The organism is Arthrobacter sulfonylureivorans (assembly GCF_022637435.1).
Classification (GTDB): domain Bacteria; phylum Actinomycetota; class Actinomycetes; order Actinomycetales; family Micrococcaceae; genus Crystallibacter; species Crystallibacter sulfonylureivorans.
Window position 1 is genome coordinate 2,679,177 of record NZ_CP093326.1, and the last position, 22,871, is coordinate 2,702,047.

Here is a 22,871-nt window from a genome sequence, read left to right on the forward strand (position 1 = left end):
ATACCGCCGCTCCCGCCGCAACGGCGCGACTATTCCCCTTCCCGTGCACCCGATGCAGCTCAAAAGAAAGCCGACAGATGAATTCAGCCGCCCTGGCAGCCCCACGGACGCAGACCGACAACCGCCGGACGGTCTGGGCCATCGTTGCGCTGGCCATGGGCGGGTTTGCCATCGGCACCACGGAATTTGCCATCATGGGCCTGCTCCAGAACGTGGCCCAAGGCCTGGACATCAGTATCCCGGAGAGCGGGCATCTGATCTCCGCCTACGCCTTGGGCGTGGTGGTCGGAGCGCCCCTGCTGGCCGGTCTCGGAGCCCGGCTGCCGCACAAGCATTTGGTGCTGGGGCTGATGGTCCTGTTCACGCTGGGGAACCTTTCATCTGTCCTCGCGCCTGACTACGCCACCATGCTTGTCACCCGGTTTATCTCCGGCCTGCCGCACGGCGCCTACTTTGGCGTGGCCGCGGTCCTTGCAGCCTCGCTGGTGTCCCCGGGCCGACGCGCCCAAGCGGTTGCCATGGTGATGCTGGGCCTGTCGGTGGCCAACGTCGTCGGCGTGCCGTTGGTGACTTGGCTGGGCCAGCAGTACGGATGGCGGCTGATGTTCGTGGCCGTGGGCATCGTCGGAGCCGTGACGGTGCTGATGATCCAACGCCTTGTCCCCTTCAGCCCGGCACATGAAGAAGCCGGCATCCGCCGCGAACTCCGCGCGTTGAAACGGATCCATGTGTGGCTGGCGCTGTTGATCGGCGTGGTCGGGTTCGGCGGGTTCTTCGCCGTCTACTCCTACATCAGTCCCACCATGACGGAAGTCACCGGCCTGGCCCCTGCTGCCCTGCCGCTGATCGTCGGCCTCTATGGCTTGGGCATGGTGGTCGGCACATTCATTGGCGGCCGGTTGGCGGATCGGTCCGTGATGGGCACCATCTACCAGGTCATGACGGCCATCGTCGTCGTTCTGGTGCTCTTCTGGGCAGCCTCCTCCGTTGCGATGCTCGCGGTTCCGCTGGTCTTCCTGCTGGGCGTGGCGGGATCCAGCTTGATTCCCGCGCTGCAGACCCGGCTGATGGATGCGTCGCCTGACGCGCAGACTCTGGCTGCCTCGCTGAACCATTCGGCCCTCAATCTGGCCAACGCGCTGGGTGCCTTCCTGGGCGGACTGGTGATCTCCTGGGGCTGGGGCTTCGCGGCCCCGGCCCTGGTCGGCGCCGGACTGGCGGCCTTGGGGCTCGCCATTGCCGCCGTCAGCGGAGCGATCGAGAAGCGGCACAGCGTCATCCGCTGAGCCGGGCCGCAGCCGGCCTGACCGACACCCGTGCCATCGGGCATCCGGCCTCGATCAGGTTTGGCGGGCTGTGCGACGCTCGGACTCCGACCGGTAGATATCCGGTTCCAGATAGATAACGGTGGCGATCGGCACCGCTTCACGGATGCGCTGTTCGGCTTCATCGATCAACCTGGCGATCTCTTGGCCTGAGTCGCTTCGCCCCACGCTGATCTTGGCCGCCACAAGGAGTTCCTCGGGCCCCAGATGCATGGTCTTGAGGTGAATGACCTGGGTCGCGTTGTCGGCGCCGATGGCTTCTTCGATGAGCCGGATATGCTGGCGCGTGGCGGATTCGCCCAGCAGCAGGGACTTGGTCTCAATGGCGAGCACGGCGGCGATGGCCACCAGCAGCAAACCGATCATGGCCGTGCCTGCCGCGTCCCACAGACCGTTACCGGTCAGCAGGGTCAGGCTGACGCCGAACAAGGCGAACACCAACCCCAGGAGGGCGCCAAAGTCTTCCAGCAGGATCACCGGCAGTTCAGGCGACTTCGACCGGCGGATGAAATCGACCCAGCCGGTGCTGCCGCGTAAGGGGTTCGACTCCCTGATGGCAGTGCGCAGCGAAAAGGATTCCGCGATGATCGCGCCAACCAAGACCGCCAAGGGGACCCACCACCAGAAGCCTTCGATGGGATGCGGATCCTGCCACTTATGGTAGGCCTCGTACAGCGCGAATAATCCGCCGGCGCTGAACAACACGATCGAAACGATGAACGCGTAAATGTAACGGTCTCGGCCGTAACCGAACGGGTGGCTGGGACTGGCCTGACGTGCGGCTTGTTTTCCGCCGACCAGCAGCAGGATCTGGTTGCCGGAGTCAGCCACCGAGTGGATGGCCTCGGCCAACATGGAAGACGATAGGGTCAGGAAATACGCGACGAATTTTAGTGCGGCAATGGTCAGATTGGCGGCCAGAGCCGCCACGATCGCCTTGGTTCCGCCGTTGGCTGCCATCCCTAACCTCCCAGGTCGCCCGCGCCGGTCATAGTCCACACACAGCGGTTCTTACGGTACCGTCCGCCCCCGGTCGTTTGGGAGTGGCTAGACCGGCCGGTTGCCCCGTCGCTGCGACCTTGCCGACGCATACAAGCAGACCGTGGCCGCGGTGCCGACGTTGAGGCTCTCTGCCTGGCCGTAGACCGGCACCGCCACCCGGTGGTCCGCCGCAGCGAGCTCCTCCGACGCCAGCCCCTGGGCTTCGTTCCCAAAGAGCCAGGCAGTTGGCGACGCCAGATCCGGAAGGCGGGCAGCGCCGTCGTCCGCCGCTGCGGGCCCCTCCCCCAAACGGGACAGCGCGCTGCGGTCCTGCAAATCGTCCAAATCGATCGTTCCGTACCCGTCAGCTGCGAGCATGGTCAGGCCGGCTGCCCGCAGGGCGGCGGCCAACTCGTCGAAGTCGTGCCCGGTCACCACGGGCAGGTGGAAGAGCGATCCAGCCGTGGAACGCACAGCCTTGGGGTTGTAGATATCCACGCTGGAGTTGGTCAGCACGACGGCGTCGGCGCCCGCAGAGTCTGCGGCCCGCAGGATGGTTCCGGCATTGCCGGGATCCTGTACCCGGACCATGACGGCCAGCAGCAGCGGCTTGGCCTGCAACACTTCATTCAGCGGCCGGTCCAGATAATGGCAGACCGCCACGATCCCTTGCGGGTTGACGGTGTCGGCCATGGCCGCGAGGACTGCGTCCGTGGCCATCCGAAGCGGCACGCCGTCGGCCAGATCCAACAGTTCGGGCAACCGGTCCAGACAGGCTTCGGTAGCAAAGACCTCGACCACGATCCCGTCGCCTCCGGATGCAATGTCCGCGCGGTGGGCGGACAAGGCCTCGCGGACCGCCTGCGGGCCTTCGGCGAGGAATTGCCGGCGCTTTAAACGCACCGAGCGCCCGCCAAGCTTGGCCACATCCTTGACCCGATCTGCTCGGGGGTTGGACATGATCGTAGCTTGCGGGCGCCCGGTAATGCTCATACAGCGACTATAACGTCGCCATCTGGCGGTTCATGCATCCGGTACTTACTCGGCAACCTTCTGGCGGGCTTCGCCGCCGGCGGGCTCGAAACCGGCAGCCTTGGCGGCCTCGACGGACTCGAACCAGTACACCGGGGTGGTGTTCTCGTACCAGGTGGAACCCGGAACGTGGTACTTCTTGGACTGGTTGCCCTTGATGCTGTAACCGGCGGGCGCGTCCTCGCCGTCAACAGCCTTCACGGCGCCGGCAACTTCGCCGGCTTCAGCGGCGGGAGCGGCCTTGGCGGCAGGAGCAGCCTTGGCAGCCGGAGTGGCCTTGGCCTTGGCAGCCGGCTTGGCAGCAGCGGCCGGACGCTCGGCGGGAGCGGACGTGTCGGCAGGCAGTGCGTCCTTGGCAACCTTCACCAGTGCTGCGAAGGCGTTGGCGTCGGAGACGGCCAGCTCGGCCAGCATGCGGCGGTCGACCTGCACCTCGGCGGCCTTCAGGCCCTGGATGAGGCGGTTGTAGGTCAGGCCGTTGGCGCGGGACGCAGCGTTGATGCGCTGGATCCACAGGCGGCGGAAGTCGCCCTTACGCTTGCGGCGGTCGCCGTAGCTGTACACGAACGAGTGCAGCAGCTGTTCCTTGGCCTTGCGGTACAGGCGGGACCGCTGTCCGCGGTATCCGGCAGCCCGGTCCAGGATAACCCGGCGCTTCTTGTGGGCGTTGACCGCCCGCTTCACACGTGCCACGTGCGTACTCCTTTTGATGATTGGTGCCCGGTGGTTCGACCGCAACGATCAGCGGTCGGGGCAAAACTTGCTGGGATGGTACCGACGGCTGACGCCGTACGGACCCGAGGGAGAAAGTTAGATGCCGAGCATCTTCTTGATGTTGCGCACGTCTGCCGGAGCAACGATCTTGTCACCTGCGAGGCGGCGGGTCAGCGTGGAAGGCTTGTGCTCCAGGTAGTGGCGACGGTTGGCCTGCTGGCGCTTGAGCTTGCCGCTGCCGGTGAGCTTGAAGCGCTTCTTGGCGCCGCTGTGGGTCTTCTGCTTCGGCATGGCTGCCGTTCTCCTTACGTCTTCCTCAGGTCGTTGCGGACCTTCGGCTCGTGCGGTGCCGCTATGGGCACCGGCGGTTTACTTGTCTACCGACACCGGACACAAGGGTGTGCCCGGCAAAATGCCGGATGCTCTCTGGACGGTCTTAGCTCTTGGAGCCGGACCGGCCAGCAGGTTTGGGTGCTGCAGGCCGCGCCGCCGGCTTGGGCCGGGCTGCGGGCTTGGGTGCCGCGGGCTTGGCCTCGGCAGGGGCTGCAGGCGTCGCCGGAACGGCAGGCTTGGCCTCCGCTGCAGGCTTCGCCGGAACGGCAGGCTTGGCCTCCGCTGCAGGCTTCGCCGGAACGGCAGGCTTGGCCTCCGCTGCAGGCTTCGCCGGAACGGCAGGCTTGGCCTCCGCTGCAGGCTTCGCCGGAACGGCAGGCTTGGCCTCCGCTGCAGGCTTCGCCTTCGGTGCGGCCGCCGGCTTGGTCTCGGCAGCAGGCTTCGCCTTCGGTGCAGCCGCGGGCTGTTCCTCCGTCTTGGCCTCTGCTTCAACCTCGGCAGGCTTCTCGGACTCAACCACTGCTGGCGCTTCCGGCTCTGCAACTGCCGGCGCGGCCAGTTCTGCGGGTGCTTCAGCGGTCTCCTCCGGCTGGCTTGCCATGGCGGCAAGGCCTTCCGGTAGCAGGTCGCCCAGGCTCTGGGTCAACGGCGCCTGATCGTCGCTGGTGTCCACCCGCTGCTTGCCGGCCTCGTTGGCTGCCTTGGCGTCCGCCTTCTGCGCGGCCCGCCGGGCCTCTGCCTTGGCTTCGGCCTTGTTCTTGGTCGGGCCGATCACCATGACCATGTTGCGGCCGTCAATCCGCGGAGTCGATTCGATCATGCCGACCTCTGCGACGTCCTCGGCAAACTTCTGCAGCAGGCGGATGCCCATTTCCGGACGCTGCTGTTCGCGGCCGCGGAACTGGATCATGGCCTTGACCTTGTCACCGGCTCCGAGGAACCGCAGCGCGTGACCGCGTTTGGTCTCGTAGTCGTGCTTGTCGATCTTCAGCCGGAACCGGATTTCCTTGAGCACGGTGTTCGTCTGATTCTTGCGCGCCTCGCGTGCCTTGACCGCAGCCTCATACTTGTACTTGCCAAAATCCATCAGCTTGCACACCGGAGGCTTTGCCTGCGGCGCGACCTCAACCAGGTCAAGATCCGATTCCGTGGCCAGGCGCAGAGCATCCTCAATACGAACAATGCCCACCTGTTCACCGTTCGGCCCGACTAAACGCACCTCGGGAACGCGGATACGATCGTTGATTCTTGGCTCGCTAATGGGTGGCTCCTGTCACTGATATTCGTCTGCCGCCGGCAATGAAAGAAGGCCTCCCATTGCAAGCGCAATCGAAGGCCTCGAAGTGGCGGCAGGCGGAACTGTGGAGTTCCGGACTGGGCGTGGGCAACGTTGTTCAACGTTGCCGGCCGTAGCCTGCCGACCGAAACCCGGCAGCTCTGGCTAGCCATACCGACGGGTGGGAGAGGTCTCCGCTTGCAGATCGGACCCTTTTGCCTACGTGCTTTCAGGCACATAAGTAACCGGATCCAATTGGTCTGTGAAAAGCTTACCAGTATGAGCAGCTCAGATAACAATCCGCAGACCGACGACCATCGCCACAGCTTCGCGCCGGACGCCGGTTCTGCCTCCCCCCAGGAACAGGAAGTCTTGGGACAGATGCGCGATATCGCCGAAGTGCCCGCCGTCGAAGTCATCACCACCGCGGCAGTCCACCTGATGAGCGCCGCCGCCGTGAAATGCGGTTTGGCCGCCGGCGAGGATGCGGAAGAGCTCAAAGACCTAGATGAAGCCCGCAAGCTGATCACCGCGCTGGCCGGCTTCGTGACCGCTGCTGCGCCGGAAATCGGCAGCCAGCACGCAGGCCCGTTGCGCGATGGCCTCCGCTCCCTGCAGCTCGCCTTCCGCGAGGCCTCTGTCATCCAGGACGAGCCGGGCAAGGGCCCGGGCGAGAAGTTCACCGGTCCGGTCAACTAGCCTGGCAAGAACTCCAGAACTGCACAGAACGACGCCGGTGCCCCGCACCGGCGTCGTTCTTATCTTTAATGCTCCTGGTGCAGGCGGACCCGTGCGAAGCTCAGCGGGTGAACTTGAGCTCCAGCGAATCCACACGCTCGGCAAATTCCTGCCGTGCCTGCAGCCGGTCTTGGATCCGCCCTGCCAGGCCGGCCAACTCCTCGCGCCCCAGGCCGTCACGCACCTGCAGCACTAAGCGCAGCTCCGGACCGTGGCCTCCGCCCGCCACTACCGAGCCATCGGCCGCACGCACCGCGATGCCGGTCCCGGGCTCGACGGATGCGGCCATGACGGCTTCTTCGGCGCTGGTCGCTTCGGCCACCCAGTCCAGCAGCCCCGGATCGCGGTAGGAGGGCACCCATTCGTGCTGCTTGGCCAACGCCCACACGGCCGGCCGCCGGACCACGAAGGTCAACGCGGCGCCCGGGTCCATGACCATCAGTTCTGCGTCTTCCGACACTGCCGCCAACGCCGCCCGCGGAGCGTAGACGGCCACCGGCCGGGCTTCGGGATGCCAGGCTTCGAGAGCGGCGGTATTGCTGAACGCGGGCAGCGCACGGCGCCCGTCCGGGGCTTGCAGGGTCACCAGAGCCATGTCCGCCTGTTTATCCGACGTCAGGCCGCCGCTGCCCTCCGCCTCTTCTCCGAGCGTGGCCACGATGGGGACGAAAACGCGGGCGTTGGCCAGGGCGGCCACCACTTCCGCTTCCCCGCCGGTGCCGGCGGCCAGCCACTGAAGCGCCGCTTCATAGGCCGGGTCGGTGCTGCCGTCGTCGTGATCGAACTGGTGCAGCGGATTTCCTTCGCCGCTCAGGTCCCGCCCGGCCCAGGTTTGGCCCGCCGAATCCCCCGCACCGCCCGCTCCCGCGAGTGCTGCGGCGATGTGGGCTGGCAGCTCCTTCTTAGCCACGCTGGTACCTCAGCGCCGTCCGGCGACGTCGAGGGCTTCGGGCAGGGTGAACTTGCCCGCGTAGAGGGCCTTGCCGACAATGGCTCCTTCGACTCCGGTCGGGACCAGCTCACGCAGCGCCCGTAGGTCAGCCAGGCTGGAAATACCGCCGGAGGCCACCACCGGCTTGTCGGTCCGCTCACACATCTGCCGCAGCAGGTCGATATTCGGTCCGCGCAGTGTGCCGTCTTTGGTCACGTCGGTCACCACATAGCGGGCGCAACCGGCATCTTCGAGCCGCGACAGGACGTCCCAGATGTCACCGCCATCCTTCGTCCAGCCGCGGGCCGCAAGCGTGGTGCCGCGGACGTCGAGACCGACGGCGATGGCGTCGCCGTGCCGTTCAATGGCGCGCGCTGTCCATTCCGGGTTTTCCAGAGCGGCGGTGCCCAGGTTGACGCGGGTGGCACCAAATTCCAGCGCCCGTTCCAAGGACTCGTCATCGCGGATGCCGCCGGACAGCTCCACCTTGATCTTCAGCTCGTCGGCGACGCGGCGCAGCACTTCTGTGTTGTTGCCTCGGCCGAAAGCCGCGTCGAGATCCACGAGGTGCACCCATTCCGCCCCGTCGTTCTGCCACGCCATGGCAGCTTCCAGCGGGTCGCCGTAGCCTGTCTCGCTGCCGGCTTCGCCCTGGACGAGCCGGACTGCCTGGCCGTCTGCTACGTCGACTGCCGGCAGGAGTTCGAGGATGGGCGTTTGGTTCGTCATAGTGATTCCGCTTTCTGCGCCGTCAGCTGCGCGGGCTGTGGGTGGTTACTCGGTCGGACCGAGGGTGAGCAGGTAGGCAGCCAGCAGGGCCATCCCCGCCAAAATCCAGAAGACGATGGCCGACCACTTGGGCAGCCGCTGTTGCCGGAACGAGATGGCACCGCCGGCCAGCAGCCCGGCCAGGGCCATGAGGAGGAGGCTACCCACGGCTATCGCAGCGTCTTCAGCCAGTTGCGGAGCAACTCCGCGCCGGCGTCGCCGGACTTCTCCGGATGGAATTGCGTAGCACTCAGTGGACCGTTTTCAACGGCCGCGATAAACGGGGCCCCATGCGTGGACCAGGTCACCCGCGGCGGCGCCATCGCCGGCTGGGTGATATCAAAGTTCCAGTGCTGCACACCGTAGGAGTGCACAAAGTAGAACCGCTCGTCTTCGATGCCGGCGAACAATCGGCTGCCCTCCGCGGCGTCAACGGTGTTCCACCCCATGTGCGGCACTACCTCCGCCGGCAGCGCTTCCACGACTCCGGGCCATTCCCCGATCCCCTGCGTGCGGACCCCGTGTTCCACTCCCTCTTCGAACATGACCTGCAGGCCCACGCAAATGCCCAGCACCGGCCGGCCGCCGGCCACCCGGCGTCCGATCCAGCGAAGGGCATCAACAGACTTCAGTCCTTCCATGACCGTGGCGAAGGCACCGACGCCGGGGACCAACAACCCGTCGGCGTTAAGCACATCCTCGGAAGCATGACTGAGCGTGACGTCGGCACCGACGTGTTCCAGCGCCCGGACCGCCGAGCGCACATTCCCGGATCCGTAGTCCAGTACGGTGACTTTGGGCCCAGCCGTCACAGGGCACCCTTCGTTGAGGGAATGCCCTCGACCCGGGGATCGGACTCAACCGCGGCGCGCAATGCCCGGGCGAACGCCTTAAACTGGGCCTCGACGATATGGTGCGGGTCGCGGCCGCCCAGCACGCGCATGTGCAGGCAGATCTGGGCGTGCAGCGTGATGGCTTCGAAAACGTGGCGCGTCAAGGATCCGGTGAAGTGCCCGCCGATCAGGTGGTATTCCTGGCCGGCCGGTTCTCCTGAGTGCACCAGGTAGGGACGGCCGGAGACGTCGACGACGGCGTGGGCCAGCGCCTCATCCAGCGGTACCGTTGCTTCGCCGAACCGGCGGATCCCGGCCTTGTTACCCAGGGCCTGCTTCAAGCACTCGCCGATCGTGATGGCGACATCTTCCACGGTGTGGTGGGCGTCGATATGGGTGTCGCCAGTGGCCTTCACGGTCAGATCGACCAGCGAATGCTTCGACAGTGCGGTGAGCATATGGTCGTAGAACGGCACGGTGGTGCTGATCTCGGATCGGCCGGTGCCGTCGAGATCCAGTTCAACCAGCACGGACGACTCGCTGGTGATGCGTTCGAGGCGTGCGGTACGTCCGGTGGTGGTATCCACGGTCATGGGAGTCCTTTGACGAAAATGGTTGACCGGCCAGGCCGGTGCGCTCTTAGTACAGTTTAGGAGACTCGGCTCGACATCAGAGCCTTGATGCCGTCGAGGAAGGCTGTGGTCTCGGCCTCAGTGCCCGCCGTCACCCGCAGATGTCCAGGAATCCCGACGTCGCGGATCAGCACGCCGGTTTCCAGAAGGCCCTGCCACACCGCGTGCGGGTCGTCCAGACCGCCGAAGAACACAAAGTTGGAGTCCGACGGTGCAGGCTTCAACCCCAGCTCGGCAAGTCCGTCGACAATGCGGTCCCGTTGGGTCTTGATGTCCTCAACATTGGCGAGCAGGGCGCCAGCATGTTCCAGTGCGGCCAGCGCCGTCGCCTGGGTGATCGCGGACAGGTGGTAGGGCAGGCGGACCAGGCGCAGGGCATCGGCAATCTGCGGTGCGGCGGCAAGGTACCCCACTCGGGCACCGGCAAGGGCGAAAGCCTTGCTCATGGTGCGCGAGACGATCAGCCGCTCCCGGCCGGGCAGCAGCGTCAGCGCGCTCGGCGTGCCGGCGTGGGCGAATTCGGCGTAGGCCTCATCCACTATCACGATGGCGTTGGACGCCTCCCCCGCTTCGTAGGCGGCCTCGACAACGTCGAGCCCCAGTGCGGTGCCCGTCGGGTTGTTCGGGGAACACAGGACGACGACGTTGGCAGCGGCTTCTGCGACAGCAGCGGCAACCGCTTCCGGAGAGATCGTAAAGTCCGCTCCCCGCGGAACCGCAACATACTCGGTGTCCGTCCCGCTGGCCAACAGCGGGTACATGGAATACGTCGGGGGGAAGCTCAGCAGGGTCCGGCCCGGCCCGCCGAAGGCCTGAAGGATTTGCTGCAGCACTTCATTTGAACCGTTGGCGGCCCAGATGTTCTCTGCCGTGAGCCCGTGTTCCAGATAGCGGGACAGTGCCGTCCGAAGCTCGGTAAACTCGCGGTCCGGATACCGGTTCAAACCGGCCGCCGCCGCACTGACGGCCGAGACGATGGCTTGATGCACCGTCTCCGGCAATCCGTGGGTGTTTTCGTTGACATTCAGGAGGATGGGCACGTCCAACTGGGGGGCGCCATATGGTTCCAGGCCCCGGAGATTCCCCCGCAACGGCAGACGGTTCAGGCGTTCTAACTGCTCACTCACCGATCCAGCTTAAGCTTCGGCCCGCCCGGGGCAGGAATCGGGCGGGCCGAAGCGGCTCATATTACGGTTCCCTCAATGCGATGACGGCACGAGCAGCTGCTGGCCGGAATGGACGATGTCCCCATCCAGGCCGTTCAATTGCGCGATCTCGAAGATGACATCATGCGGGTTGCGGTCAGGGGCCGACAGCACTGCCACATCCCACAGCGTCTGGCCGCTGCCGACCGTGACAGTAACAGCTGGCCCCGGCCCCAGCCCCCCGGCAGCGGCCATCGCCGGTGCGGTGAAGAAGCCGACCAAGGTGAGCGCGACGGCCGCGGCAAGCATGAGCGGCAGGCCAATCAGCAGCAAACGGCCCCGGCGGGTGAGCCGGAGGGCGGAGTTGGCGCGGAGGTCTGCGGACTGCGGTGCGAGCTGGGCGGACATGGTGCCACCTTTCCGATTTTCGATCTATTTCGACTGGTTTCGATCATCGAACCACTGCATTCGAACGTATCTTCGAATGCATCTTCTACAGTTTTAGCACTGGTGATCGACTATTGTCGAGACTCAGTCGAACAAATGTTTGAAATTCCTCACCGCCTGGCCTAGCGTTGATGGCATGAGCGGCTGTGAATTGCAGTGCATCAGCCGCCACTGACAAAACAGTCGAGACAGCAATCCGAGTGCCGGTTCCGCATCAGCCAGACCCGGCACCTGGACCATCATGGGAAGACCGGGGCCGGATATGTCCGAAGAGACCACCACCACCGCCGGAGCGCGGCGACGAGGCCGCCCTGTCAAGGTCGGACGCAGCCTGACGCCGCGGCAGAAGAAGATCTTGGAAACGATCCAGCGCTCCGTCATTGCCCACGGGTATCCGCCGTCGATGCGCGAGATCGGTGACATTGTCGGCTTGGCCAGCTTGTCCAGCGTCACGCATCAGCTGTCTCAACTGGAGAAGATGGGCTACATCCGGCGGGACCCGAAGCGTCCCCGGGCAATGGAGATCCTCACCCCACTGACGCTTGAGCATGGCGGCGTGGAAATAGTGGGCGTGGACGAGCCGCAGCAGCTGCGCAGCTCTAGCGGCGTCGCGGTGTCCGAACTCACCACTTCATCCGATACGGCAATGGTGCCGTTGGTGGGGCGCATCGCCGCCGGCGGACCGATCCTGGCAGACCAGGCGGTCGAGGACGTCATGCCGCTTCCCCGGCAGCTGGTGGGGCACGGCGAATTGTTCATGCTGAAGGTGTCCGGCGATTCGATGATCGATGCTGCCATCTGCGACGGCGACTGGGTGGTGGTTCGGCAGCAGCACACCGCCGAGAACGGCGACATTGTTGCGGCACTGCTCGACGACGAGGCAACGGTGAAAACCTTCCGGCAGCGCGATGGGCACACCTGGCTGCTGCCGCAGAACACGCGCTATGAACCGATTCTGGGCGACCACGCAACCATCATGGGCAAAGTTGTCTCCGTGATGCGCGCGCTCTGACCCCTCCGTCACCGAACCTTCGGCCTGCTGTGGCCTGAACCGGCGGGACCCGGTCCCTGCCCCAGCCGGTTCAGGCTGCAGCAGCCGCCAGCCGCTCCAGAATCTGACGGGCGATGGCGCCGTCTTTCGTACTCCAAAACGGCGGCAGGGCACTGCGGAGGAAATTTCCATAGCGGGCGGTGGCCAGACGGGAATCCAACACGGCCACCACCCCCTTGTCATTGGAAGCACGAATCAAGCGGCCGGCGCCCTGGGCCAACCGCACCGCTGCGTGGGTGGCCGAGACCGTCATGAAACCATTGCCTCCGGTCTGGGCTACCGACCGGGTACGGGCGGTGGTCAACGGGTCGTCCGGCCGCGGGAACGGAATGCGGTCGATGACCACCAACCGGCAGGCCTCGCCCGGGACATCGACCCCCTGCCACAGCGTCATCGTGCCGAACAGGCAGGTGTCCGGTTCATCGGCGAATTGGCGAACCAGCGCCCCGATTGATGATTCGCCCTGGCACAGGATGGTCAGGTCGGTGCGCTTGCGCATTTCGGCGGCAGCTTCCTCTGCCGCGCGACGCGAGGAGAACAATCCGAGGGCACCGCCGCGTGAGGCCCTCAGCAGCTCCTCGAGTTCGTCGAGCTGCTCGCTGCTGGTGCCGCGGCCCGGCTTGGGCAGGTGCGATGCCACGTACAGCACGCCTTGGCGAGGGTAATCGAAGGGGCTGCCCACATCGGCGCTTGAGTACGCCGGAGCGCCGGCCCCCAACAATCCAAGCGAACCGGCAACAGCGTCAAAAGTTCCCCCCACCGACAACGTGGCGGAGGTTAGCACCACCGTATGTTCGTCGAACAGCCCCTCGCGCAGCCTGGAGGCAACAGACAACGGCGCGATGTTGAGCGTTGCCGGTTGGTCGTCACTGGCGATGTAGTCGCCGGTCTCGCCGTACGTGCTCGGGCGGGTCGCCCAAATGACCTCGCGGGAATCCGCCGCCGACAGCAGCCGTTCGGCCATCTCCAGCACCGCAGAAAGGCGGGAGCGGGCCATCTGCCTCCCGCCGTCAGCTGCCCCGGATCCCTCGGGCTTGGAATCTGATAGCGCCGCACGGGCCGCCTCCCGCAGCTGCACGAGTACCAACTCCTGCTCCTCGCGCAGGCCGGAGGCCAACAATCCGCTCGGCAGCGGCTCCAGCACATCCTCCAGGGCGCCGGCAGCCGAGTTGAGAGGCTCCACGCTGATCCCGGTGTGCTTGCGCGCGGTCGAAGCCGCGGTGCGGACCATGGCAGCCGACAGCTGCCCCGCCACAGCGCTGGTCACGCGGTCCTGCAATTCGTGGGCTTCGTCAATCACCACCACGTCGTAGTCCGGAAGCACTGCCACGCCCTCGAAGGCGTTGATGGCGAGCATGGCGTGGTTGGTGATCACGATGTCCGCCTCTGCCGCATGCCCGCGCGCCAGTTCACTGAAGCATTCGGCGGCGAGGGGACACTTTTGCGCGCCGAGGCATTCCATCGATCCCACGGAGACCTGGCGCCACGCGCGGTCGCTGACGCCGGGCACCAGTTCATCGCGATCGCCGGTCTCGGTCTCCTGCGCCCATTCGCGCAGGCGCACCACCTCCTTGCCCAGCGCCCCCGCGGCCCCGGTGGACGTCCCTCCGCCAGCAGGAGCCGGATGCGGGACGGCGTCCTCGCCGAGGCTGAAGAGCGCGGCAGGGGCGTCTTCGTCCGGAAAGCCGCCGGCCAGCTTATGCAGGCAGACGTAGTTGTTCCGCCCTTTGAGCAGCGCCACATCCAGCGGCCGGGGAAGCTCATCGGCGACGGCTTCCATCAGCCGCGGCAAGTCCCGCTTGACGATTTGCGATTGCAGGGCCAGCGTCGCGGTCGAGACGATGGCCGGCTTCTCACCCTCCAAGGCCTGCACCATCAGCGGGATCAGATAGGCCAACGACTTGCCGGTGCCGGTGCCCGCCTGGACCAGCAGGTGCTGGCGGCGATCGAAAGCCTCGGCTACTTTGGCAGCCATCTCGTGCTGGCCGGCGCGGTGTTGGCCGCCCATGCCCTGGACCGCGACATCGAGCAGTCGCAACGCCTCGCCGGCCGGTACCCGGGTGTCAGTCATGCCGCAGGAATCGTTCCAGCTCCGCTGCCAAGCCCTCACGAACCAGCACATCGAGCCGTGTGCCGTCTTCCCCGTGCTCCATGGCGAGGATTTCGGCGTCCTCGCTGTGCAAGCGGCTGATGACTTCGCCGTGGTCGTAGGGCACCAGCAGCCGCAGCTTCACGCTGGGCCGCGGGATGGTTTCGCTGATCAGTCGAAGCAGCGTGTCCATTCCCTGGCCGGTGCGTGCCGACACCACAACGTGGTTCGGTTCGCGCTGGCGCAGGCGTTCGACCACAAAGGGATCGGCAGCATCTGCCTTGTTCAGCACCACGATTTCAGGAATGTGCCGGGCATCCACCTCGGTGAGTACTTCGCGCACAGCGGCGATCTGGCCCTCCGGGTCGGGGTGTGAGACGTCCACCACGTGCAGGATCACATCGGCGTCGGCAACTTCCTCCAACGTTGAGCGAAAGGCTTCCACCAGTTGCGTAGGCAGCGAGCGGACGAAACCGACAGTGTCGGCGAGCGTGTAGCCAATGCCGTCGGGTGTTTCCGCGCGGCGCACGGTGGGGTCCAAGGTGGCAAAAAGCGCATTCTCGACCAGAACGCCGGCATCGGTCAGGCGGTTGAGCAGCGACGATTTTCCGGCGTTGGTGTAACCGGCGATGGCCACCGACGGAACGGCATTGCGGCGGCGGTTGGCACGTTTGGTATCGCGTGCCGGCTTCATGGCGGCGATTTCGCGGCGCAGCTTCGCCATCCGGGTCCGAATACGTCGGCGGTCCAGTTCGATCTTCGTCTCACCGGGTCCGCGCGAACCGATGCCGCCGCCGGCAGCTCCGACGCGGCCGCCGGCCTGGCGGGACATCGACTCGCCCCAACCGCGCAGGCGCGGCAGCAGATACTCCAACTGGGCCAGCTCAACCTGGGCCTTGCCTTCGCGGCTCTTGGCGTGCTGAGCGAAGATGTCCAGGATCAGCGCCGTGCGGTCAATGACCTTGACCTTCACGATGTCTTCCAGTCCGCGGCGCTGCGAAGGCGAGAGTTCGCCGTCGACAATGACCGTGTCAGCGCCGGTGGACATCACGATGTCCCGCAGTTCCTGCGCCTTTCCGGAACCGAGGAAGGTGCCCGGGTCCGGCTTCATCCGGCGCTGCACGATGCCGTCCAGCACCTCGGAGCCGGCGGTCTCCGCCAGCGCCGCCAGTTCCCGCAAGGAATTGTCCGCGTCGTCGGCCGTTCCTTCGGTCCAGAGACCGGCCAGGACCACGCGTTCCAAGCGCAGTTGCCGGTACTCGACCTCGGTGACGTCCTCCAGCTCGGTGGAGAGGCCTGCTACGCGGCGGAGGGCACGGCGTTCGGCCAAGTCCTGCTGGTCACCGTCGAATTCGGAATGCTCGGAGTCAAGTTCGGACAGGGCCTGCGCTCGGCCGCCGACTCCCGGCTTGCTTCGGGCCGCAGTGTCGCGGGCCAAGATACGGTCAATGACTGCCTGGATCTCATCCGGCGTCATTTCCGGTTCCGGCGACGGCTGGGGGCTGTTGGTGGTCATGCTCTCCTTCGAAATGTCCGTGGTCTTATCGTAGTCCTCCGGGATGCGTGCAGCAGAGCCCGAAGATGCGGTTTGTGGATGATCGGCCAAAAGTCCTCCTGGGAAGGGCCCCGTCGGTGCGGGGCAGAAAATGCGTGGCAGCTGGCGCCTGCTGGTGCGGCCGGCATCACCCGGCACCGGGGACCTGAAACAACCGGTACAAGCGGCTGCGGAGGTGGAGCGTTCCACAAGAGTTTCGGGAACGGTGATTGCCCGGCGGCCGGGGAGAATGGATTCTCGACCAACGGCACGCGCTGTGCCGCATGGAACGGGACAGCATGGTGGCGGCGCAATCATTACTTCTTCATGCGGTAAACGCTATCAGAGCCGACGCAGCTTAGGTGCGCCTTGATACCGATTCCGCTGAACGCGCACTAATCTGGCCGATTATGGGAACAGAGCACTACTTCAGCCCGCAACCAGGCAAACCCGAGGTTCGCCGCACCCTGGAGGTCGAACTGGACGGCCGCCCGCGGCAGCTGCAGACGGCCGGCGGAATCTTCAGTCCGGACGGCGTCGACAAGGGCACAGCGGTGCTACTGGCCGAGGTTCCGCCGCCGGCTCCGGCCGGCAACCTGCTGGACATCGGCTGCGGGTGGGGCCCGATTGCCCTGACCATGGGCCTGAAATCCCCCGGAGCCACGGTGTGGGCCGTCGACGTCAACGAGCGCAGCATCGCCCTGACCAACGACAACGCCGCGTCGTTGGGTCTGGACAATGTCCGTGCCTGCCTGCCGGAAGAAGTCGATCCGTCGCTGCAGTTCGAAACCATCTGGTCCAACCCGCCGATCCGGATCGGCAAGAGCGAACTCCACGAACTGTTGTTGCTCTGGCTGCCCAGGCTCGCGCCGGGAGGCACTGCCTGGCTGGTGGTCCAGAAGAATCTGGGCTCGGACTCGCTGCAGCGCTGGCTTTCGGGCGAACTGCCGCCGGACTACTCCATCAGCCGTGAAAGCACGGCCAAGGCCTTCCGCGTGCTCTGCGTCCAGCGCGCCGGCTGAGCCGCTTCCGTCAGGCCACGATGCCGCGGAACACCAGCACGGCGGGGCCGCTCAGCTCCACATGTTCGCGCCCGTCCGCCGCCGGGAGAAACCGTACGCGGACTGTCCCACCGGGGACTCCGACCTGCCAGTCGTCGGGAGCCCCGTCACCGGCCCAGTAGCGGATGGCAGCTGCGGCGGCGCAGGCACCTGTTCCGCAGGACTGGGTCTCCCCCACGCCGCGCTCGTGCACGCGCATGCTGATATGCCCTGCTCCGTCGGCGACGAGGGGTTCTGCCGGCACCACAAATTCCACGTTGGTTCCGTTCGCGGGCACCGGATCCACCGCGGGTGCTGCGAACAATTCGGTGGCAGCAAGTTCTTCAAGTCCGGCGAGAGCCACGACGGTATGCGGATTACCCATGCTCACGGACAAGGCAGGCCGCGGCACCTCCAGGCCGCCGGCGCTGACGGTGGAGTCCATGGCCCCGGCCGCAGCCTCGGCGGGGAAGATGAATTCCCACGGCCCCATGTCCACGGCGTAGCCATTGGCTGACCGGCGGATGATCTTGACCCCCGCCCTGGTCCCTATCGTCAGGGACTCCCCTGCCGCCAGCTCGGCCAGTCCCTCGGCCAGCAGGAAGTGCACGAAGACGCGGACGCCGTTGCCGCACATCTCGGATACCGACCCATCGGCATTGCGGTAGTCCATGAACCACTCGGCCTCCGGCGCTGCCGCCAGCAGCTCCCGGCCCTCCGGCAGGTGCTCCGAATGGACGGCACGGATCAGCCCATCGGCGCCGACGCCCAGATGGCGGTGGCACAGCGCAGCGACGGTCTGGGGTTCTATGTCCTTGAGTCCGTCCGGATCGGCAATCAGCACGAAGTCGTTGCCGGTTCCGTGCCCTTTGGCGTAGGACAGCCCGGACAGGGCTGACAAATTGTCAGGAAGGGGATTGTTCACGCTTCAAGCTTAGCGAGGTGCCCGGCGGCCTTGTCCGCCAGCAGTGGATCCTGCCAGTCGAGCCAATGGATCCGGGGATCAGCCCGGAACCAGGTCAGCTGGCGCCGCGCAAATTTGCGGGTGGCGGCGACGGTGTCCTCGACGGCCGTGTCCTGGCTCCATTCGCCGTCGAGCACCCTCAGGAACTGGGCGTAACCGAGCGCGCGCGAGGCGGTCCGCCCTTGGCGCAGGCCCCGCCGGTCCAGCGCGGCGACTTCGTCCAGCAAGCCGCGCTCCACCATCACACGAACGCGACCGGCAAGGCGGTGCTTGAGCTGTTCGCGGTCCACCTGGAGGCCGATCTGCGCCGTGGGACGGACGTAGTGCCGCTCCGGCATGAAGGAGCTGAAGGGACGCCCGGTCAGCTGCCATACCTCCAGCGCCCTCACAATGCGTCGGGCATCGGCCAGCCGGCCGGCGGAGACTGGATCAACGTCGCGGAGCCGTTCCCGCATCGCTTCCAGGCCGCGGCTCGCCAGCTCTTCCTCGAGGGCTCGGCGCAGGGCCGGGTCAGTGCCGGGAAACTCGATCGCGTCGAGGGCCGCCCGGACATACAGTCCGGATCCGCCGACAAGGATGGCGCGGCGGCCCCGGCTGTGAATGGCATCGATCGCGTCGCGGGCCTGCTGCTGGTACGACGAGACGCTCGCGTCGTCCGTGATATCGAGGATGTCCAGCAAGTGGTGGGCGACCCCTTGCCGTTCCGCGACCGTCATCTTGGCCGTGCCAATGTCCATTCCGCGGTAGAACTGCATGGAGTCGGCATTGATCACTTCTCCGTCCAGCCGCTGCGCCAGCTCGACGGCGAGATCAGACTTTCCGGACCCGGTGGGACCGACGACGGCGATGACCGCCGGGCTGTCCTGCTGGCTCTGTTGGTCGGCCGGCATCGCGCTCAGGCGGGCCGGACCGGCAGCGCCGGCATGCCCAGTGACACCTGGGCCGGTTTGCTGCCCGGGGTCGCGGGTACCCCGCAGGAGTCAGCCTGGGAGCGGTCCCACGCGTCCCCGGCGCGCGAGCGGCGCAGTTGGTAGTCCGACGCGGAAGCCGGGTCGGCGATCAGGTGGAAGGCAGCGGCTTCCGTAACCGTCACCGTCACCAGGTCGCCCGGACGGGGTGCCGGCGCGCCGTCGGGCACGGAGAAGTGCACTAGCCGCTGGTCGCGGGCCCGGCCGGAGAGCCGGTGGGTCTCCCCTGCCTTGCGTCCCTGCTGCGCGGTCACCATGACCTCGACCATGCTGCCCAGCTGTTTGGCGTTTTCTTCCGCGGCAATCCGGTCCTGCAAGGCAGTGAGGCGCTCGTAGCGTTCCTGCACTACGGACTTGGACAACTGGTCCGGCAGCTCTGCGGCCGGGGTCCCCGGCCGCTTGGAATACTGGAACGTGAAGGCGCTCGCGAAGCGGGCCTGTTCCACCACCGCCAGCGTTGCCTGGAAGTCTTCCTCGGTCTCCCCGGGGAACCCGACGATGATGTCGGTGGAGATGGCCGCATGGGGAATCCGTTCCCGGACCTTGTCCAGGATGCCCAGGAACTTCTTGGACCGGTAGGACCGGCGCATGTCTTTCAGGACCTTGTCAGATCCGGACTGCAGCGGCATGTGCAGCTGCGGCATGGCATTGGGGGTTTCGGCCATGGCGTCGATAACGTCGTCGGTGAAGGCGGCCGGGTGCGGACTGGTGAAACGCACCCGTTCCAGGCCCTCGATGCTGCCGCAGGCGCGCAGCAGCTTGGCGAAGGCTCCCCGGTCACCGAACTCCACACCGTAGGAGTTCACATTCTGTCCCAGCAACGTGACTTCGATGGCACCGTCGTCGACCAGTGCTTGGACCTCCGCCAGAATCTCGCCCGGCCGACGGTCGCGTTCCTTACCGCGCAGCGAAGGGACAATGCAGAACGTGCACGTGTTGTTGCAGCCGACGGAGATGGAGACCCAACCGGAGTACACCGCATCGCGCTTGGTGGGCAGCGTCGAGGGGAACACATCGAGCGACTCCAGGATTTCCAGCTGCGCTTCGTTGTTGTGCCGGGCACGCTCCAGCAACGCCGGAAGCGAACCCACGTTGTGGGTGCCGAACACCACGTCCACCCACGGCGCCTTTTTGAGGATCGTCTCGCGGTCCTTCTGGGCCAAGCAGCCGCCGACGGCGATCTGCATCCCGGGATGGCGTTCCTTGACCGGGGCCAGTTGGCCCAGGTTGCCGTACAACTTATTGTCGGCATTCTCCCGTACCGCACACGTATTGAAGACCACGACGTCGGCTTGGCCGGCTTGGGCTTCGACCATCCCGGCGGCTTCGAGAAGCCCGGCAAGCCGCTCGGAATCGTGCACGTTCATCTGGCAGCCGAACGTGCGCACCTGATAGGTGCGGGCTTCCGGCTGCTTCTCGATGGCGGGGGCGGGGACAGTCAAACTCACGTTACAAGGGTACGGCCTGCGGCCGGACGAGCCACAATCTGCAGCCGGTCCGGGGTTAGTACCAATTGTTGGCCAGGTGGAAGTCCAAGGCCGAGCACGGGGAGCCGTAGCGGGACTCGATGTAGCCCAGCCCCCAATCGACCTGAGTCTGGAAGTTTGTCTGCCAGTCGGCGCCGGCGGCGGCCATCTTGTCACCGGGCAAGGCCTGCGGAATGCCGTACGCGCCGCTGGATGGGTTCGTGGCGCCGAGGCTCCATTCCGATTCCTTGTGCCAGAGCGTTTCCAGGCAGCCCAATTCGCCGGCGCCCCAGCCAAAGGAAGCCAGCGCCCCTTCAGCGTAGGCCTTCGCAGCGGCCGGATCGTTCCGCGACGCTTGGGCCTTGGCGGCAGCTTTCTCCTTGGCAGCCTTTGCCTGAGCAGCTGCTTGGGCAGCACGCTTCTTTACCGCCTCGGCAGCGGCACGTTTTTCCGCAGCCTTCCGGTCGGCGGCTTCCTTCGCTGCAGCCTTCGCGGCGGCAGCCTTCTGATCTGCTGCCGGTTGGCGTGCCTGCTCTTCCTGCGCCGCCTTCCTCGCGGCTGCGTCATCGACGGATGCCTCCGCGGCTTGTGCCTCGAGGGCGTCGGCCGCCACCGGGCTTGTCCCTTCGGCAGGCTCTGCCAATCCCACCAGTTCCATGACGGGAGCTGTGATTGATCCCACAGCCTCCGAGGCGCTGTGTCCCTTCCGGACGGCGCTGGCGGCCCCTGTTGCGCCGACGGCGGCAACGGAGCAAAGTGTCAGGCCTGCGGCGATCCTGAGGCGGCGTTGACTGCGGCTGCGCCGGCGTTGCTGGGTTTTCTGACGACGTTCATTCTGCGATGCACTCACAGTCGCACTACGGTAACGAGCGAATCTGGGAAAAGTCTCAAAACGATAACAGAGTCGACGCGGGCCCAGGGCGCCAGGTGACGCTAGGCCGCGTCAGAATTCCGGGTTGCTGGCTGCACCGAGTTCCTCAGCCGCGACCCGGTAGGCCAGCGAGGCAGAATAGCCCTTGCGGGCCAGCATGGAGACCAGCCGGCGCAGATGCTTGTCCCGTTCCGACCGGTCCTGCAGTTGCCAGTCGGGCCGGATCTTGCGGCGTACCAGGCTGCGGGCCGCTTCAAGCTCGTCGTCCGCCGAAAGCTGGTCCAGCGCTTGCTCGGCCAGTTCACCGGCGATCCCTTTGTCTGCGAGCTCCCGCTTGAGCGCGGCCCGAGCCAACGAACGGGACTGGGACCGGCTGCGCACCCACATTCTGGCGAACTCGGCGTCGTCAATGAGGTTGACCTCCTCGAACCGCTCGAGCACTGCCTCGGCGACGTCGCCCGGAACGCCGCGCTCAGCCAGCTTCGCGGCCAGCTGGGCGCGGCTCTTCGGGGACTGTGTCAGTGAGCGCAGGACAACGGAACGTGCGACGCCGTAAGGATCCGCGTCCGGCCCCAGATCCGCCGGGCCGCCCGGCGTTGGGCCGGCGCCCTGTCCGTCCCTGAACGACATTTAGAATCCGTCGACGGCCTTAAGCTTCGGCTCGCCCTCATCTCCGCTGTCCGGGACCGCATCGATCCCGAGCTTCTGCCGGATCTTGCGTTCCAGCTCATCGGCCAGGTCCGGATTGTCGATCAGGAACTTGCGGGCGTTCTCCTTGCCTTGGCCGAGCTGGTCTCCGTCATAGGTAAACCAGGCGCCCGACTTTTTGACGAGTGAATGTTCCACGCCCATGTCGATCAGACCGCCCTCGCGGGAGATGCCGTGGCCATAGAGGATGTCGAATTCTGCCTGCTTGAACGGCGGGGCCATCTTGTTCTTGACGATCTTGGCGCGCGTCCGGTTGCCCACCGGGTTGGCTCCGTCTTTCAGGGTTTCAATGCGGCGTACGTCGATGCGCACCGAGGCGTAGAACTTCAGCGCCTTACCGCCGGTGGTGGTCTCCGGGCTGCCGAAGAACACGCCGATCTTTTCGCGCAGCTGGTTGATGAATATGGCAGTGGTCTTCGACTGGCTAAGCCGCCCGGTGATCTTTCGCAGGGCCTGGCTCATCAAACGGGCCTGGAGACCAACATGGCTGTCGCCCATTTCGCCTTCGATTTCCGCGCGCGGCACCAGGGCTGCGACGGAGTCGATCACGATGATGTCCAGGGAGCCGGAGCCGATCAACATGTCCATGATTTCCAGTGCCTGCTCGCCGGTATCCGGCTGCGACACCAGCAGGGCGTCGGTGTCCACCCCAAGCTTCTTGGCATATTCCGGGTCCAGCGCGTGCTCGGCGTCGATGAAGGCAGCGATTCCGCCGTTGCGCTGGGCGCTGGCGACCGCGTGAAGCGCCACCGTGGTCTTACCCGAAGATTCCGGACCGTAAATCTCGACCACGCGGCCCCGCGGCAGGCCGCCGATGCCCAATGCGGCATCCAAGGCGATCGAACTAGTGGAGATCGTTTCGATGGGGGCGCGGGTGTCGTCGCCGAGACGCATCACCGACCCCTTGCCGAACTGCTTGTCGATCTGCGCCAGCGCAGCTTCCAGTGCCTTCTCGCGGTCAGCTGGTGCGGCCATTGTTCACCTCAGTCTGTTGCGGCCCTCGGGCCTTGTCTGTCTTGACTCTT

The 22,871-nt window shown here is 65.9% G+C and carries 24 protein-coding genes; 4 read left to right on the forward strand and 20 right to left on the reverse strand.

Going from position 1 to position 22,871, the window contains the following annotated elements; translation table 11 throughout:
- The first annotated feature begins 77 nt into the window (after positions 1–77).
- Positions 78–1,286, forward strand: a complete 1,209-nt coding sequence (locus MNQ99_RS12390) for an MFS transporter (RefSeq protein ID WP_127511689.1) — start codon at positions 78–80, stop codon at positions 1,284–1,286.
- A 54-nt stretch (positions 1,287–1,340) separates the two neighbouring features.
- Here the strand turns inward: MNQ99_RS12390 and MNQ99_RS12395 are convergent, their stop codons facing one another.
- The 5 genes from MNQ99_RS12395 to infC form a co-directional block, all read right to left on the reverse strand.
- Positions 1,341–2,285: a cation diffusion facilitator family transporter gene (locus tag MNQ99_RS12395; RefSeq protein ID WP_241913139.1), complete on the reverse strand. Its 945-nt coding sequence runs from the start codon at positions 2,283–2,285 to the stop codon at positions 1,341–1,343.
- A gap of 87 nt (positions 2,286–2,372) precedes the next feature.
- A complete protein-coding gene (locus tag MNQ99_RS12400) occupies positions 2,373–3,299 on the reverse strand; it encodes a TrmH family RNA methyltransferase (RefSeq protein ID WP_241913140.1) in 927 nt (308 codons plus the stop codon).
- A gap of 45 nt (positions 3,300–3,344) precedes the next feature.
- Positions 3,345–4,031 (reverse strand): 50S ribosomal protein L20, sunset domain variant, encoded by a 687-nt coding sequence (gene rplT, locus MNQ99_RS12405; RefSeq protein WP_241913141.1) that lies wholly within the window; start codon positions 4,029–4,031, stop codon positions 3,345–3,347.
- A gap of 117 nt (positions 4,032–4,148) precedes the next feature.
- Positions 4,149–4,343 carry a 50S ribosomal protein L35 gene (gene rpmI, locus MNQ99_RS12410; protein WP_127511693.1) on the reverse strand — a complete coding sequence of 65 codons (195 nt, stop codon included), beginning with the start codon at positions 4,341–4,343 and terminating at the stop codon, positions 4,149–4,151.
- Between the two features lie 145 nt (positions 4,344–4,488).
- Positions 4,489–5,604: a translation initiation factor IF-3 gene (infC, locus tag MNQ99_RS12415; RefSeq protein ID WP_241913142.1), complete on the reverse strand. Its 1,116-nt coding sequence runs from the start codon at positions 5,602–5,604 to the stop codon at positions 4,489–4,491.
- Between the two features lie 336 nt (positions 5,605–5,940).
- Between infC and MNQ99_RS12420 the strand changes: the two genes are divergently transcribed.
- Positions 5,941–6,360, forward strand: a complete 420-nt coding sequence (locus MNQ99_RS12420) for a DUF1844 domain-containing protein (protein WP_127511695.1) — start codon at positions 5,941–5,943, stop codon at positions 6,358–6,360.
- A gap of 100 nt (positions 6,361–6,460) precedes the next feature.
- On the opposite strand, the gene MNQ99_RS12425 is transcribed toward MNQ99_RS12420, so the two are convergent.
- The 7 genes from MNQ99_RS12425 to MNQ99_RS12455 all read right to left on the reverse strand — a co-directional run bounded on the left by MNQ99_RS12425 (position 6,461) and on the right by MNQ99_RS12455 (position 11,116).
- Complete coding sequence (locus MNQ99_RS12425; protein WP_241913143.1) at positions 6,461–7,309, reverse strand: SseB family protein; 849 nt, start codon at positions 7,307–7,309, stop codon at positions 6,461–6,463.
- 9 nt (positions 7,310–7,318) lie between these two features.
- Complete coding sequence (gene priA / locus MNQ99_RS12430) at positions 7,319–8,059, reverse strand: bifunctional 1-(5-phosphoribosyl)-5-((5-phosphoribosylamino)methylideneamino)imidazole-4-carboxamide isomerase/phosphoribosylanthranilate isomerase PriA (RefSeq protein ID WP_127511697.1); 741 nt, start codon at positions 8,057–8,059, stop codon at positions 7,319–7,321.
- Positions 8,060–8,104: 45 nt separating this feature from the next.
- Entirely contained in the window at positions 8,105–8,248 is a 144-nt protein-coding gene (locus MNQ99_RS12435) for a hypothetical protein (protein ID WP_164745364.1), read from the reverse strand.
- A gap of 20 nt (positions 8,249–8,268) precedes the next feature.
- Positions 8,269–8,910 (reverse strand): imidazole glycerol phosphate synthase subunit HisH, encoded by a 642-nt coding sequence (gene hisH, locus MNQ99_RS12440; protein WP_241913144.1) that lies wholly within the window; start codon positions 8,908–8,910, stop codon positions 8,269–8,271.
- Positions 8,907–9,524, reverse strand: a complete 618-nt coding sequence (hisB, locus tag MNQ99_RS12445) for an imidazoleglycerol-phosphate dehydratase HisB (protein WP_127511699.1) — start codon at positions 9,522–9,524, stop codon at positions 8,907–8,909. Before hisB ends, hisH begins: the two co-directional genes overlap by 4 nt.
- A 56-nt stretch (positions 9,525–9,580) precedes the next feature.
- The gene (locus MNQ99_RS12450; protein ID WP_241913145.1) at positions 9,581–10,690 is read right to left on the reverse strand and encodes a histidinol-phosphate transaminase; all 1,110 of its coding nucleotides are present in this window, start codon (positions 10,688–10,690) and stop codon (positions 9,581–9,583) included.
- A gap of 72 nt (positions 10,691–10,762) precedes the next feature.
- Entirely contained in the window at positions 10,763–11,116 is a 354-nt protein-coding gene (locus MNQ99_RS12455; protein ID WP_127511701.1) for a LysM peptidoglycan-binding domain-containing protein, read from the reverse strand.
- A gap of 301 nt (positions 11,117–11,417) precedes the next feature.
- Between MNQ99_RS12455 and lexA the strand changes: the two genes are divergently transcribed.
- Positions 11,418–12,167: a transcriptional repressor LexA gene (lexA, locus tag MNQ99_RS12460; protein ID WP_127511702.1), complete on the forward strand. Its 750-nt coding sequence runs from the start codon at positions 11,418–11,420 to the stop codon at positions 12,165–12,167.
- A gap of 70 nt (positions 12,168–12,237) precedes the next feature.
- Here the strand turns inward: lexA and MNQ99_RS12465 are convergent, their stop codons facing one another.
- On the reverse strand, positions 12,238–14,277 hold the full coding sequence (locus MNQ99_RS12465; RefSeq protein ID WP_241913146.1) for an ATP-dependent DNA helicase: 2,040 nt from the start codon (positions 14,275–14,277) through the stop codon (positions 12,238–12,240).
- Complete coding sequence (hflX, locus tag MNQ99_RS12470; protein WP_241913147.1) at positions 14,270–15,811, reverse strand: GTPase HflX; 1,542 nt, start codon at positions 15,809–15,811, stop codon at positions 14,270–14,272. Before hflX ends, MNQ99_RS12465 begins: the two co-directional genes overlap by 8 nt.
- Positions 15,812–16,239: 428 nt before the next feature.
- Here hflX and MNQ99_RS12475 point away from each other — a divergent pair, with 428 nt between their 5' ends.
- Positions 16,240–16,851: a class I SAM-dependent methyltransferase gene (locus MNQ99_RS12475; RefSeq protein ID WP_241913148.1), complete on the forward strand. Its 612-nt coding sequence runs from the start codon at positions 16,240–16,242 to the stop codon at positions 16,849–16,851.
- A 10-nt stretch (positions 16,852–16,861) separates the two neighbouring features.
- Here the strand turns inward: MNQ99_RS12475 and dapF are convergent, their stop codons facing one another.
- The 6 genes from dapF to recA all read right to left on the reverse strand — a co-directional run bounded on the left by dapF (position 16,862) and on the right by recA (position 22,821).
- Positions 16,862–17,794 carry a diaminopimelate epimerase gene (gene dapF / locus MNQ99_RS12480; protein ID WP_241913149.1) on the reverse strand — a complete coding sequence of 311 codons (933 nt, stop codon included), beginning with the start codon at positions 17,792–17,794 and terminating at the stop codon, positions 16,862–16,864.
- Positions 17,791–18,723, reverse strand: a complete 933-nt coding sequence (gene miaA, locus MNQ99_RS12485; RefSeq protein ID WP_241913150.1) for a tRNA (adenosine(37)-N6)-dimethylallyltransferase MiaA — start codon at positions 18,721–18,723, stop codon at positions 17,791–17,793. The genes dapF and miaA overlap by 4 nt, the downstream gene beginning before the upstream one ends.
- 5 nt (positions 18,724–18,728) lie before the next feature.
- The gene (miaB, locus tag MNQ99_RS12490; RefSeq protein ID WP_277883548.1) at positions 18,729–20,249 is read right to left on the reverse strand and encodes a tRNA (N6-isopentenyl adenosine(37)-C2)-methylthiotransferase MiaB; all 1,521 of its coding nucleotides are present in this window, start codon (positions 20,247–20,249) and stop codon (positions 18,729–18,731) included.
- 55 nt (positions 20,250–20,304) lie between these two features.
- The gene (locus tag MNQ99_RS12495; RefSeq protein ID WP_241913151.1) at positions 20,305–20,925 is read right to left on the reverse strand and encodes an aggregation-promoting factor C-terminal-like domain-containing protein; all 621 of its coding nucleotides are present in this window, start codon (positions 20,923–20,925) and stop codon (positions 20,305–20,307) included.
- Positions 20,926–21,210: 285 nt separating this feature from the next.
- On the reverse strand, positions 21,211–21,768 hold the full coding sequence (locus tag MNQ99_RS12500; RefSeq protein WP_241913152.1) for a regulatory protein RecX: 558 nt from the start codon (positions 21,766–21,768) through the stop codon (positions 21,211–21,213).
- Entirely contained in the window at positions 21,769–22,821 is a 1,053-nt protein-coding gene (gene recA / locus MNQ99_RS12505; protein ID WP_127511710.1) for a recombinase RecA, read from the reverse strand. It lies immediately after the preceding gene.
- Positions 22,822–22,871 lie beyond the last annotated feature (50 nt).